This window comes from uncultured Dokdonia sp. (genome assembly GCF_937910895.1).
Classification (GTDB): Bacteria; Bacteroidota; Bacteroidia; order Flavobacteriales; family Flavobacteriaceae; genus Dokdonia.
The window spans coordinates 1-13566 of record NZ_CALEMI010000157.1 but is presented as its reverse complement, the minus strand read 5'-3'; the positions used below and the strand labels follow the sequence as shown (position 1 = coordinate 13566).

Sequence of the window (13566 nt, the reverse complement as noted above, 5' to 3'; positions counted from 1 at the left end):
CTATTATGAATCCTATTATCAAAGTTATTATTCCTGCTTACAATGAGCAAGATTCTATAGGTCTGGTTATTAAAGATATTCCTGATAGCGTACACGAGGTGATTGTGGTAAGTAACGCCTCTACCGACCAAACAGATACGGTTGCAAAAAATGCTGGCGCCACTGTATTAAGAGAAAACACACCTGGCTACGGAAATGCCTGTTTAAAAGGAATGGAGTATATAGCAAATGCTTCAGACACTACTGATATTGTTGTTTTTTTAGATGGTGATTATAGTGATTATCCAGAGCAGTTATCATTGCTTATAATACCCATTATTGAAGATGATTGTGATCTGGTGATTGGGGCGAGAGATAAACGCTTTCGCGAAAGCGGTTCCATGACCGTTCCACAAATATTTGGAAATTGGCTAGCAACCTCGTTAATGCGTCTATTTTTTAATGCTCGATTTACAGATTTAGGCCCTTTCAGAGCTATAAAGTACGCTAGTTTACTCGCACTAGAAATGGAAGATAAAACCTATGGTTGGACAGTAGAAATGCAACTGAAGGTGTTAAAAAAGAAAATGAAATACACAGAAATTCCTGTAAAATACCGTAATCGTATTGGGGTTTCTAAAGTATCTGGAACTGTAAAAGGTGCTATCTTTGCAGGCATTAAAATTTTAAGTTGGATATTTAAATATAGTTTTAAATAATGGTCATAGAATTCATAATCATCACGATTTACACCATTTCATTGCTTGTTATTTTTGCATATAGCCTATCGCAACTTAATTTGTTATTTAATTATTTGCGTGCACAACATAAAAAGGATGATGCTCCAAAATTTGACCTGTCAGATCCTGCACAAGTACCCTATATTACTATACAACTTCCTGTGTACAATGAAATGTACGTCATGGAACGCCTGTTAGATAATATTGCACTTCTTGAGTATCCCGCTCATAAGTTAGAGATTCAAGTACTAGATGATAGCACTGATGAGTCTTTGCAAACCACAAAAGAACATATAGAACGATTACAAAAGACAGGACTTGACATCAAGCACGTAACACGCACCGATCGTTCTGGATTTAAAGCAGGTGCTCTTAAAGAAGGACTTGTAAATGCAAAAGGAGAGTTTATAGCAATTTTTGATGCTGATTTTCTTCCGGAACCTAACTGGTTGCAACGCACCGTTCCCTATTTTATAGATCGCAATATTGGCGTGGTACAAACCCGATGGGGACATATTAACAGAGATTATTCTTTACTGACCAAGGTACAGGCTTTTGCTCTTGATGCGCATTTTACCTTAGAGCAAGTAGGTAGAAATAGCAAAGGTCATTTTATCAATTTTAATGGTACCGCAGGTGTATGGCGCAAGCAATGTATTCTAGATGCAGGTAATTGGGAAGGCGACACACTCACCGAGGATCTGGATTTAAGTTATAGAGCCCAACTTAAAAACTGGAAATTCAAATATCTTGAAGATGTAGAAACTCCCGCTGAGTTACCGGTAGTGATTAGTGCCGCTCGCTCACAACAATTTAGATGGAATAAAGGAGGTGCAGAAAACTTCCAGAAGATGGCTTCTCGAGTTTTAAAGAGCAAGAATATGTCTACGAAAACAAAGTTTCATGGCATCTTGCATTTGTTAAATAGTACCATGTTTTTAAATGTACTTATTGTAGGGTTACTCAGCATCCCGATGCTCTACATTAAAAACGAATATGCGCATCTTAAAACGTATTTTATTGTCATGAGTTTCTTTGTTGCAAGCACCTTGATCTTTTTTGTTTGTTACTGGTTTATGTTTAAAAATATATACGGCGGAGGCTTAAAACAGTTTATACGTTATATCGGGATGTTTTTTACCTTTTTCAGTATTGCGATGGGCTTCTCATTACATAACTCTATTGCTGTGATCGAGGGACATATAGGAAAACGAAGTGATTTTGTACGTACTCCAAAATTTAATATCAACACACTAAAAGATAGTTGGAAAGGCAACAAATACCTCAAAAAAAACATCTCTCTTCACGTGATCTTGGAAGGAATCTTGATGCTGTATTTTGCTTTTGGAATGTATAGCGCCTTTGTTGTAGGAGATCAAGGTGGTGATTTTGGGCTGTTCCCATTTCACTTGATGCTTTTTATAGGTTTTGGCTTTGTTTTCTTTAAATCATTAACTTCCAAAGTGTGATCACCCAGATTTGGAAATATCATAAACTGCCCCTACTTTTTGCTTTATTCTCGCTCGCTTTTTACTGGGCATTTGCGTATGATCTCGTTCGATCTGATTTTACAAAATTACTGACCCTTTACACAGCGCTTTTTTTCTTTTTCTATAAAATAGTCCAATTAGGCAAAACTGACTTCTGGCTACTCGCGTTTATAGCATTTGTATTCAGGCTCGTTTTTATTCCTGCCATTCCCAATCTATCGCAGGATTTTTACCGCTTTATATGGGATGGAAGACTGCTTTTAGAAGGATTCAATCCCTACTTAACCACGCCTTTAAGTTATGTAGAAAGTGGCGCGATGGATGTGATTGCACAAGCAGACCAACTCTATGCAGGGATGGGAGCACTCAACGGGAGTCATTATACCAACTACCCACCTATCAATCAACTGTGTTTTGCTATTGCAGGATTCTTTTCTAATGATAGCATTTCAGATGCGACAATGATACTTAGAATTCTCATTCTGATGGCAGATATGGGAATAATTATCCTAGGTAAAAAATTGCTCGAAAGAATGGGAATGCCTATCCACGCTATTTTTTGGTATGCGCTCAACCCGTTTATTATCATAGAGATGACGGGTAATCTTCATTTTGAATCGGTGATGCTCTTTTTTGTCGTGTGGTCACTCTACTTGCTTCATCAAGGCAAATGGGTTTGGAGCGCTGTTCTATTGGCACTTTCTATATCTATAAAATTGTTACCCTTATTATTCTTGCCGCTACTTTTTCAATTTTTGCTTTCGCGAAATAACCCTCCGAATCAAAACCTATTTCTTTCATGGAAAGGATGGAAAAACGCTGCCTTATATTATCTCGTTGTTTTAGGAACAGTAGCCCTCACATTTGCTCCATTTCTCAATGGTGCTTTCGCTGAAAACTTCGGCGCGTCTATTGCGCTTTGGTTTAAAACCTTTGAGTTTAATGCAAGCATCTATTACATCATCAGGTGGTATGGATATCAAACTATAGGTTGGAATATTATAGGTGATGTGGGGCCTCTATTACCTCGTTATGTTGTGGGATTCTTGTTGCTCTTAGCGTTCTTTCGGAAAAACAAAACGTTGAAAGCGACGATCACGGCGATATTGCTGGGGATTTCGTTTTACTTTTTATTATCTACCACGGTACATCCTTGGTATGTTGCCACTCCGCTTATTCTATGTGTGTTTACAAAGTACCGATTTCCATTGGTATGGAGTTTTACGATTATATTAAGCTACTCAGCCTACGGTCCAGATGGTTTTAAAGAAAACTTAGGATTGGTTGCCGTAGAATACTTGATTGTTTTGAGCGTATTTCTTTGGGAGGTTTTTAGGAAGAGTGAGAAGGCTATTCTCGTTTAGTCAACTTATACACATACCCCGCCTTCCGATCTTTATACTCTAATCCTTCATAGTTCAAATTGATAAAATAAGGCTCGTTATATTTAAATTTAGACATCTGCTCATCATTTTCTATACTTTCTTCACATTCCTGACAATCAATAATATAAAATATATCCCCTTCTTTTAAATCGCTTAAATCTTCAATAACAAGAATCTTTTCACCTCTAGCCCAGACCATTTCTGGTGATGTATTTTTATACGCATAGATAGGTGTTGTTTTATCAATACCTACCTCTTTAAAAAAACCATCAAAACCAAAATGATCTTTACTTACTTCCTTATTTTTAATATGTAACGGTCCTAATCCAAAAACAAGAGCGACAAGCCCAACCATAAGCAACACTATAACACCCTCTATTGATTTCTGATATAATTTCTTGAGTAATAAGATTCCTATCACAGTAAGTAACCCTGCAAACACATAACTAACCATAGGAACTTCGATAGATGTTTCTATGACTAAAAGATAGATAGCAGAAGCTGCAGCGCCTATAAAAGCAAGTCCTATCACCCCAAAAGCAATATACACAGGAATGGTTTCTCGTTTATCTTTTAACTCCTTAAACCGCCGTACCAAATACTCTATATAAAATCCTGTATTCATCGCTAGCGGAATTAACACTGGCATTAGATACCTAGATTTTTTCTCTGGAATTACGGAAAGTAATACCACCACCAATAGCGTCCATAACAGTGTAAACTGATATACTTTCAGGTTAGAAACACGTGTTTTTAAATACGGGTACAATAAGCCTATAAAAGCAGGAATCGTCCACAAGCCACTTTGAGTAAAGAAACTCCAGTAATAGTAAATAGGACGTACATTATAACTGGTCCAATTTCCTGTTTCTTTGGACGTAATGGTTGCAAATGCCTCTGGATCCGCATAGCGGACATAGAGATACCAACTAAATCCTAGTACAAGCCCCAACACCAGAATTCCTGAGAGCTGAATCCATTTTTTGGTCGTATTTGATTTCCGAAATATGATTCCATACGAAATTAAAAACGGTAAGAGCAGTGCATATACAGACACAGGACCTTTACTGAGCACGGAACAACTTATTCCTAAAACAGCTAATAGTATATATTTCCAATCAGTTTCTGCTGTTCTAAAAACCTGTACAATCCCATAAATCCCTACGAGCATAAACGTATGGGCATACATATCCCAAGGGGCTTCAAAAATGATAAGAATAACGTATAGCGAAGTGATCCCGATCAAACCATTGTAAAAACTGTGGGATTTATCTAGCGTAAGCTTTCGCGAAAGCGTATACAACATACTTCCCAATAACATAATCATGAGTACGGCAGGGAATCGTAATCCCCAAACACTTTTAATCCCAAACACCATCGCCGAAAGCGCTGTTAACCAAGTAGGCAAAGGTGGTTTTTGATACCGTGCTTCTCCATTCATGGTCGTGAGGATCCAATTACCGTCGGTGAGCATTTCACGGGCAGTAATAAAATTACGAGCTTCCATGATCGTGACTTCCATTACCCCTAAAAATGGTAATAGTAAGACCACCACCAAAAGGATGATGGTAAGAATAGGTCGTTTTTTAACTAGCGTTATCACGTTTTTTTCTGTATAACATAATGTTACGTGTATAAATAATCGCACCCATCACATTGGAGATAATTAATACAATATCTTGTCTAAAGATAAAATAAGTAAGTGTCATGAGACCCCCTATAAGACTAATAATCCAAAAACCTAAAGGAAGGATGGCTTCTTTCTTTTTTTCAGCATAGAGCCATTGGTACACAAAGCGCAAGGTAAAGGTAACTTGTGCAATAATTCCTAAGATCAATAACCACTGTGCGATATCAGGATTATTGAATAAATTTTTGATATCATAATCCCCATTATTATATCCATACACAATAATGAAAATCGGGATTAAGAAAAATAACAGTCTACTCCATTTAGGAATTTTAGACCATTGATCTTGTATTTGCAGATTACGTATGTAGATAAAATACGTCAATACCTGTCCTAGCATTAGTGGAAAGTCAAGTCGCAAATACCCATAAATAAATAATAAAAAAGAACCTGAAAGACTCAACCACCAAAAGAAAAGTGGCGTAACTGATTTTTTTTGTTTTTCAGAAAGAATCCATTGCGTATACATCCTACCTCCAAAAAGGAGTTGGGCAATAATAGCAAGGAAGGAAAACTTATCCACGGCTTGTTTTCTCTACAATGTAATTGATATACTTTTTCTTCATCCAGAGATAGGCAAAACAGTCCATCAAAGGTCCTAGTAACCGATTCCATAAACCAAATTTTGCCTCTCCCGCAATACGCGGAAAATGACGCACAGGCACTTGTTTTATTTTTCCGTTTTGAAGTAAAATCATCGCAGGTAAAAAACGATGTAATCCTCTAAACATAGGAATGCGTTTTGCATAGTCTGCCTTTATTATTTTGAGAGGGCATCCCGTGTCATCCATCCCATCGTGGGTAAACGCACGACGAATGCCGTTGGCGATTTTAGAAGACATGTTTTTTACAAAACTATCTTTACGATCGGCTCGTACGCCAGTCACTAAGGCGCAGTCATCCATCTCACCCAATAATTTATTAAAATCTTCTGGCGTAGTCTGGAGATCGGCATCTATGTATCCGACAAGTTCTGTATCGGTGTAATCAAATCCTGCTTTGATCGCAGCACTTAGTCCTGCATTTTTTGCAAAAGAGATATATGTAAAACGGTTGTCTCGAGAACAAATTTCTTCTATGAGTTCTTGACTATTGTCTTTGGAACCATCATTTACAAATAATACCTTGCACGATACCGTAGCCATTTCAAAATACGTAAGAAATTCTTTCTCTACACGCTGAAGGTTATCTTCTTCGTTATAAACGGGAACTACAATAGTAAGTCGATACGACATAAAATACGGTTAGATACTCGCAAGATACTTTTTTCTAAAAAACTTAGATGGGTTCTAAACCATTTTTAGATTAATGACTTCTTGCTTTGTAAGGTGACGCCAGTTACCTCGAGGTAAATCTTTTTTGGTAAGACCTGCAATCATAACGCAATCTATTCGAACTACTTCATAATTTAAGTGTTCAAAAATAGTACGGATCACACTATTACCTGTATGCTTTATTTTGATTCCTACTTCTTTTTTAGGAGCTCCATCTACAAAGCTGATCTCTTCTATACTTATATTTTTACCTTCTATAGTAAGTCCTTCATTGATACGTTCCATATCTGCTGCCTTTATATTTTTAGACAACTCGACATGATATAGTTTGGTAACCCCAGCTTTTGAATTTGTAAAACGCTGATGTACCTCATCGTCATTTGTAAATAAAAGTAATCCTGTAGCATTACGACCTAGTCTTCCTATAGGCTTAATATGAGATGATGTTGCGTTTGCAACAAGATCCATTACCGTGTTTCCTTTCTCATTACTCGTCGTGGTTGCAAATCCTTTAGGTTTATTCAATAATACATACGCCTTTGCCTCTGGATTAATCCGACGACCATCAAAGCGTACATCATCTCCAAGCTGTACTTTATGACCCATCTCATTGACCACCTTGCCATTCACCGTAACATTTCCTATAGAAATATACATATCTGCTTCTCGACGCGAGCATATCCCTGAATTTGCGATGTATTTATTTAAGCGTATCGTACCATCATCCTTTCTTGGAGGATTTGGTTTTGCTTTTACCTTTGGATCTTTTTCCTGCTTACTTTTTGCATTAGATCGCATGTCTTTCTTTCCTACCTCTGCTCTACTCTTTGGTTTTGGTTTCGGTTTTCCTTTCCCTCTTCTAGGTGCATCTTTACTCATGGTCTTCATATTTGGGTACAAAGGTAGGTTTAAACTACGAAATACAAACAAATAAAAACCTGCGATCCTATTCTATGGCATATCTCTTGATGCTATGTAGAAATTAAACGGAAAAACTTACCTCACGGTATACGAGTTTAATACAGACATACTAGCCACATCTTATTATTTACAATAAATAGCTACCAACCAAATGTAGATTTTTATTCAAATAATTAATTTTAAAACCATCAGTTATGTCAAAACGAACAGCACCCGAAGTTAATGCAGGATCTATGGCAGATATTGCCTTTTTACTGCTTATTTTTTTCTTAGTGACTACCACCATTGATAAGGATAAAGGAATTGCTAGATTTCTTCCAATAGAAAAAAATCCAGAACCGCTACCTATTAAAGAAAAAAACATCTTACCTATTATCATCAATGAGCAAGGTGCCTTTTTTGTCAAAGAAAAAGTAACGCCCATCCAAGAAATCTCAGCCATAGCACTTGACTTTATAGATAACGGAGGCGCTACCACTAGCGAACTTTATTGTAGTTATTGTCAAGGAGATCGAAACCCCGCATCTTCAGATCATCCAGAAAAAGCTGTGATTGCTATTCATGCACACAGAAAATCTGCGTATAAAAATTACGTAGCACTACAAAATGAGTTAGCCAAAGCCTATAACACTTTACGCAATCGTGAGTCACAACGTTTATTTGGATATTCCTTTACAACCATTAACCAAGAAGTCCAAGAAGGACGTTATAAAGGAGACGTTGAAAAGGTAAAAGCACAATTAAAACAAATCAGAGAATTATATCCGCTCCTGATTACAGATGCTGAGACGAAAAATCAAAAATTTTAGCCATTAGTCGGTAGTCGTTAACTTTTAGACCGTAGCTAGTTTGTATATAATTTTAGCGAAAATCTCTCCTCCGTCTATATCTCTTTCCTCGATATAGCTACCTCCTACTTCGGCAAGCTCAGCAGAGGTCTCGGAGAGGTGAGGAGCTTTTAATTTTAACTCAATTTATTGCTTTGAGTTTGTTTTCAGTTTCAAAATAGAGTATTGCTCTATTTTAGAGTACTACTCTATTTTGAACCTATCCAAGCCTCAAGAACTTTATCCATAACAGTTGCTTCTTTCTTTGGGAGAAGGTTAGGATGAGGGACTCAACTTAACCGTACGCTGCCGTTCCCTATTCACACTCAATTGCGTCACATCTGGACGTGAATAATGCCCTACCACATCAAAATTTTGTCGTTCTTCATACACTCGATTAAAATCAATGGTATGGTAGATATTTCCTTCGGTTTCAATATCTGGATGCACAATAAATTCTCCATCAGGTCCTGCGATGCAAGAGCCACCATTTGATAATAATTCTGGAGCATTTTTTACCAACTCGTCGTAATGTGGGGTGTCTTTTGGAAAATCTGACACCTTCATCCGACTAGATACTGAAATTACAAAAGAACGGGATTCTCTAGCAATAAATCGGGTGATATCTTTGGTGTTATGATCACTTCCTGGCCAAACAGCAACGTGTAAATTTTCGCCCTGTCCGTACAACGCAGCGCGAGGCAAAGGCATCCAGTTTTCCCAACAATTTAGTCCGCCGATGGTAAACTGTTTCAAGGAATGTACTTGCAATCCATGTCCGTCGCCAGGCGACCATGTCAATCGCTCATCGTAGGTAGGTTGTAGCTTTCGGTGTACGGATTGTATCGATCCCTCTTGATTGATGTACACGAGAGAGGCATACAAACTATGACCACCTCTATCTTGTGGACGCTCAATAATCCCTAGATAAATGGCGATGTTATGCTTTCGCGAAAGCGTACACACCTCCTCTAAATCTCCTGCATCAATATCAACACAATTACGAGCGTAATGTGCGTGCAATTCTTTGACAACCGTTTTATTCCACTCCGCACCGCCTGTCAGCGCTAACCAATAGGGATATCCAGGCAATAGTCCTTCGCCAAATACAATCAACTCCGCACCTTCTTGAGCAGCTTCGGTAATCGCTTGTTTAATCTTTGTGAGTGTTGCTTCTTTATTAAGCCAAACGGGCGCAATCTGTGCCATGGCAATCTTAAGATGATTTTCGGGTAGCGTCATTGATATGAATTTGGTTTAAAAATACAAAATTGATCCTCGGTGTAGGGAATGTTCGCTTGCGCGAAAAACGTTAAACTTTTCAATCCACCTCTAATAATTAGAAATATTCCATATTTTTGGATTAAATCCTATTTATGAATTTCGACCGAATCAAAGAAAAGCTCAACATCCTTGCTGATGCTGCCAAATATGATGTTTCCTGCTCCTCCAGCGGAAGCAAACGTGCCAATAAAAACAAGGGATTGGGCGATAGTAGCGGGATGGGCATTTGTCATAGCTATACAGAAGATGGTCGATGTGTCTCTTTGTTAAAAATATTACTGACCAATCATTGCATATTTGACTGTGCGTATTGCGTGACGCGCAAAAGTAACGACATTAAAAGAGCTGCTTTTAAAGTGCAGGAAGTAGTGGATTTAACTATTAATTTTTATCGTAGAAATTATATTGAAGGGCTCTTCTTGAGCAGTGGGATTTTTAAAAATGCCGATTACACCATGGAACGACTCATTGCTGTCGCCAAAAAACTGCGAGAGGAAGAAAATTTTAATGGTTATATTCATCTTAAATCAATTCCAGGCGCGAGTGATGAGTTAATGCGAGAAGCAGGACTCTATGCCGATAGACTTTCCGTCAATATTGAGATTCCCTCAGCTTCCGGGCTTAAACTCTTGGCGCCTGATAAAAATCGTGAAGATTTCTTAAAACCTATGCGTAAGGTGAAAAATGAAATCATTCAGTACAAAAGCGAAAAGAAGATCATTAAAAGCACACCTATCTATGCGCCTGCAGGTCAAAGCACGCAAATGATTATTGGCGCTACTGGAGAAACTGACGCGCAAATTATGTACACCAGTGCTTATTTTTACAAAGAGTTTCAAATGAAACGGGTGTATTATTCTGGTTATATCCCGATTAGTTACGATAAGCGTTTGCCTTCTATTGGTACTGAAGTCCCTATGTTACGTGAGAATAGATTATATCAAGCCGATTGGTTGCTTCGATTTTATGGGTTTGATGTGCGCGAATTACTTACTAAAGAACATCCCAATCTTGATGCAGATGTAGATCCAAAATTAGGTTGGGCGCTCCGAAATCTCGACAAATTTCCTGTCAACATCAATACCGCAGATCGTAATACACTAGCACGTATTCCTGGTGTAGGGATGCGGTCTGTACACAAAATCATACATGCGAGAAGATACCGAAATCTCAACTGGGAACATCTTAAAAATATTGGTATTGCTATGAATAGAGCTAAGTATTTTATTACGTGTGACTCTAAAGATTTTGAAACAAAAGACAGAACACCTGGTCAACTTAAAAGTATGATTATGCAAGAGAGCGCTAGTAAATTCAGGAAGGCATATAGTTCGCAACTCAACCTTTTTGATTCCAATGCTTTACCGACCCTATAAGCGATGGCAATCTATAGATATGATAGTAGTTTTGAAGGATTTCTTAGCTGTATTTTTGACTTTTATGAGCAAAAGCCCAACACGCTTTCTATTGTGCCTCAACATCATAACGCTTTATCTTTTTTTGATACCTCAGAAGATGTGATCACTGATCCTGAAAAAGCACAACGGGTTTGGAAAGGATTAAAACAAAAAGGAGGTAGCGAAACGACAACCGCTATTCATCGTGCGTTCCTGAGTGAAATAGAAGGGATTGAAGACATATTGTTATCATACATCATAAAATGCTTTAAGGAAGGGTTGTCAATAAAAAATTATGCAGATTCTGATGTGTTACGCATCAGTAAAGTGGTCAAAATGGTAGGGAGAGAAAAACATCGGATGGATGCTTTTGTGCGCTTTCGCGAAACGAAGGATGGCATCTACTTTGCAACTATCGCTCCTGATTTTAATGTATTACCACTAAATTCAACCCATTTTAAAAAACGATACGCAGATCAAAAATGGCTGATTTATGACCTCAAGCGGAAGTATGGCATCTACTATGACCTCCATACGGTAGAAACTATCGAATTACAACTATCTTCAGATATCAACACCACTTCTCAAGCATCCTTATACTTCACTCAAGAAGAATTACAATATGAAGAATTATGGCAAAACTATTTTAATAGTACCAACATTGCTTCAAGAAAAAATATGAGATTACACGTACAACACGTTCCGAAACGCTATTGGAAGTATTTAAGTGAAAAAAAGCCTTCTTGAGTTGATCTGAATTACATTCTAAAAGGCACAAACCGAAGCCACTCACTAGGCTCTATCAAAACAATACAAAATACGCCTGCTACAATAATAAACTTTAAGATATTATGGAGTAATAAATAATGAAGCTTTTCTTGCGATTTCCATAAAGCTCCTAAGAAAAAGAGTAAGGCAACTACACTCGCATAGAAGTACACATACATATATCCTATTTCAAAATGATTGATTAAATAATATATAGGTATAATCGTAAAACCTGCAAGTGCTGTAAGCATCCATTTTGAAGTGCGTTCGCCAAACACAACTGGGATGGTATGATATCCTTGTACTAAATCTCCTTTTAGATTTTCTAAGTCTTTGGTAAGCTCTCGCATAGCAATGACTAAAAACAAAAAACTCGCGTGTACGAAGATGACAGTATCAAGGTTTTTATAATATAGAAAGATCGCAAAGAAAGGAGTAATCGCTAGAAGTGCCGCTGTCAAATTTCCTATAAAAGGGTATTTTTTAAGCTTGTGAGAATAAATCCAAATTCCAAATATATACCCCGCAAAAAAGACCACGGCTCTAAAAGACACATAACTCGCAAAAATGACTGCTAGAAAGTTGAGGATAAAGTAAAATGACAGTTTTGTGTTTTGACTTACAAGCCTGTCTAATTGTGTTTTTCGAGGTCTATTGATGAGGTCTTTTTCGGAGTCATAGAAATTATTAATGATATATCCACCTGCAATGGTTGCTGCAGAAGCGAGTACCAACATTAACAAACTAACATCAAATAAAATACCTCTAAGAGAGGTGTCGGGTGCGATAATAAAAATAGCCGTTAGATATTGTGCCAATAAAATCACGAGTATATTGTATCCCCTCACGACTGAGAACAAGCTAAACATCTTAAGAATTAGATGTTTATTTTTTCGCGAAAGCGTACCCATAAAATGTAATTGAAAATCTAAAAGTTATAGACTACTTCTAGTTTGTGTCCAACTAAAGCCTTTTTTGCTTTATCAATATCTTCAGTAAATCCTAAGATATAACCGCCGCCACCTGAACCACAAAGCTTAAGGTAATAATCATTACTTTCTATCCCTTGCTTCCAAAGAGTATGAAACGCTTTTGGAATCATAGGTTTGAAGTTGCTTAACACTACTTTAGAAAGCTGCTTTACGTTGCCAAACAATGATTTTACATCGCCTTTTAAGAAATCGTCTACACACGCATCTGTATGCTTTACAAACTGATCTTTAAGCATATTTCTAAATCCTTCTTGCTTCATACTTTCCATGAAGATATTGACCATAGGTGCTGTTTCTCCAACAATCCCACTATCTAAAAGAAACACCGCGCCTTTGCCTTGTTGCTCTTGTGATGGAATTCCCGCAGGCTCAATATGATCCTTACTGTTAATAAGGATAGGTAAACTCAAATAACTATTTAAAGGATCAAGCCCAGAAGATTTGCCGTGGAAAAAAGATTCCATCGCGCCAAAAATAGTTTTAAGCTTTAATAATTTTTCTCTTGTTAAGTTTTCTAGTACCGTGATTTTCTCGGTCGCATACTTATCATAGATTGCGGCTACTAATGCGCCACTACTTCCCACTCCGTATCCTTGAGGAATACTAGAATCAAAGTACATTCCTTTTTCTAGATCTTGAGAAAGTCGCTCCATATCAAAATGCACAGATACATCTTCAGACTGAGAAAGTACAGATAGATGATCTGCAAACTTCTTCAGCTTCGCATTAGAATCTACGGCTTCTGGTGATGTATGATCATCCGTCTTTAAAGCTCCGTTGTAAAAGTTGTAAGGGATAGAGAGTCCTTTTGAGTCTTTG

The 13566-nt window shown here is 37.4% G+C and carries 13 protein-coding genes; 6 read left to right on the top strand and 7 right to left on the bottom strand.

From position 1 onward, the window contains the following. Positions 1 to 5: 5 nt before the first annotated feature. From Q0505_RS18375 to Q0505_RS18365, 3 genes are read left to right on the top strand one after another with little or no spacing between them, the layout of a single operon-like run. Positions 6 to 698 (top strand): glycosyltransferase family 2 protein, encoded by a 693-nt coding sequence (locus Q0505_RS18375; RefSeq protein WP_299216044.1) that lies wholly within the window; start codon positions 6 to 8, stop codon positions 696 to 698. Beyond that, positions 698 to 2188, top strand: a complete 1491-nt coding sequence (locus tag Q0505_RS18370; RefSeq protein ID WP_299216041.1) for a glycosyltransferase — start codon at positions 698 to 700, stop codon at positions 2186 to 2188. Before Q0505_RS18375 ends, Q0505_RS18370 begins: the two co-directional genes overlap by 1 nt. Continuing rightward, a complete protein-coding gene (locus Q0505_RS18365) occupies positions 2185 to 3573 on the top strand; it encodes a glycosyltransferase 87 family protein (protein WP_299216037.1) in 1389 nt (462 codons plus the stop codon). The genes Q0505_RS18370 and Q0505_RS18365 overlap by 4 nt, the downstream gene beginning before the upstream one ends. Here Q0505_RS18365 and Q0505_RS18360 read toward each other — a convergent pair. From Q0505_RS18360 to Q0505_RS18345, 4 genes are read right to left on the bottom strand one after another with little or no spacing between them, the layout of a single operon-like run. Continuing rightward, entirely contained in the window at positions 3560 to 5197 is a 1638-nt protein-coding gene (locus Q0505_RS18360; protein WP_299216034.1) for a phospholipid carrier-dependent glycosyltransferase, read from the bottom strand. The genes Q0505_RS18365 and Q0505_RS18360 overlap by 14 nt on opposite strands. Then, complete coding sequence (locus Q0505_RS18355; RefSeq protein ID WP_299216031.1) at positions 5181 to 5807, bottom strand: lipid-A-disaccharide synthase N-terminal domain-containing protein; 627 nt, start codon at positions 5805 to 5807, stop codon at positions 5181 to 5183. The genes Q0505_RS18360 and Q0505_RS18355 overlap by 17 nt, the downstream gene beginning before the upstream one ends. Then, on the bottom strand, positions 5800 to 6519 hold the full coding sequence (locus Q0505_RS18350) for a glycosyltransferase family 2 protein (protein ID WP_299216027.1): 720 nt from the start codon (positions 6517 to 6519) through the stop codon (positions 5800 to 5802). The genes Q0505_RS18355 and Q0505_RS18350 overlap by 8 nt, the downstream gene beginning before the upstream one ends. 54 nt (positions 6520 to 6573) lie before the next feature. After that, positions 6574 to 7437: a pseudouridine synthase gene (locus Q0505_RS18345; RefSeq protein ID WP_299216025.1), complete on the bottom strand. Its 864-nt coding sequence runs from the start codon at positions 7435 to 7437 to the stop codon at positions 6574 to 6576. Between the two features lie 236 nt (positions 7438 to 7673). Between Q0505_RS18345 and Q0505_RS18340 the strand changes: the two genes are divergently transcribed. Then, a complete protein-coding gene (locus Q0505_RS18340) occupies positions 7674 to 8288 on the top strand; it encodes a biopolymer transporter ExbD (RefSeq protein ID WP_299216022.1) in 615 nt (204 codons plus the stop codon). A gap of 294 nt (positions 8289 to 8582) precedes the next feature. On the opposite strand, the gene Q0505_RS18335 is transcribed toward Q0505_RS18340, so the two are convergent. Beyond that, entirely contained in the window at positions 8583 to 9548 is a 966-nt protein-coding gene (locus Q0505_RS18335; RefSeq protein ID WP_299216019.1) for a carbon-nitrogen hydrolase family protein, read from the bottom strand. A gap of 134 nt (positions 9549 to 9682) precedes the next feature. Here Q0505_RS18335 and Q0505_RS18330 point away from each other — a divergent pair, with 134 nt between their 5' ends. Both Q0505_RS18330 and Q0505_RS18325 read left to right on the top strand, forming a co-directional pair. After that, on the top strand, positions 9683 to 10966 hold the full coding sequence (locus tag Q0505_RS18330) for a putative DNA modification/repair radical SAM protein (protein ID WP_299216016.1): 1284 nt from the start codon (positions 9683 to 9685) through the stop codon (positions 10964 to 10966). Between the two features lie 3 nt (positions 10967 to 10969). After that, positions 10970 to 11734: a TIGR03915 family putative DNA repair protein gene (locus tag Q0505_RS18325; RefSeq protein WP_299216013.1), complete on the top strand. Its 765-nt coding sequence runs from the start codon at positions 10970 to 10972 to the stop codon at positions 11732 to 11734. A gap of 11 nt (positions 11735 to 11745) precedes the next feature. On the opposite strand, the gene Q0505_RS18320 is transcribed toward Q0505_RS18325, so the two are convergent. Continuing rightward, entirely contained in the window at positions 11746 to 12666 is a 921-nt protein-coding gene (locus Q0505_RS18320; RefSeq protein WP_299216010.1) for a geranylgeranylglycerol-phosphate geranylgeranyltransferase, read from the bottom strand. Between the two features lie 17 nt (positions 12667 to 12683). Beyond that, positions 12684 to 13566: mevalonate kinase (locus tag Q0505_RS18315; protein ID WP_299216007.1), on the bottom strand; the 883-nt coding region annotated here is incomplete at its 5' end.

Bases quoted from the DNA above. Each gene is read 5' to 3' on its own strand.
- Q0505_RS18375 (WP_299216044.1), top strand. From the start codon at position 6: ATGAATCCTATTATCAAAGTTATTATTCCTGCTTACAATGAGCAAGAT.
- Q0505_RS18370 (WP_299216041.1), top strand. From the start codon at position 698: ATGGTCATAGAATTCATAATCATCACGATTTACACCATTTCATTGCTT.
- Q0505_RS18350 (WP_299216027.1), bottom strand. From the start codon at position 6,519: ATGTCGTATCGACTTACTATTGTAGTTCCCGTTTATAACGAAGAAGAT.
- Q0505_RS18345 (WP_299216025.1), bottom strand. From the start codon at position 7,437: ATGAGTAAAGATGCACCTAGAAGAGGGAAAGGAAAACCGAAACCAAAA.
- Q0505_RS18340 (WP_299216022.1), top strand. From the start codon at position 7,674: ATGTCAAAACGAACAGCACCCGAAGTTAATGCAGGATCTATGGCAGAT.
- Q0505_RS18335 (WP_299216019.1), bottom strand. From the start codon at position 9,548: ATGACGCTACCCGAAAATCATCTTAAGATTGCCATGGCACAGATTGCG.
- Q0505_RS18330 (WP_299216016.1), top strand. From the start codon at position 9,683: ATGAATTTCGACCGAATCAAAGAAAAGCTCAACATCCTTGCTGATGCT.
- Q0505_RS18325 (WP_299216013.1), top strand. From the start codon at position 10,970: ATGGCAATCTATAGATATGATAGTAGTTTTGAAGGATTTCTTAGCTGT.
- Q0505_RS18320 (WP_299216010.1), bottom strand. From the start codon at position 12,666: ATGGGTACGCTTTCGCGAAAAAATAAACATCTAATTCTTAAGATGTTT.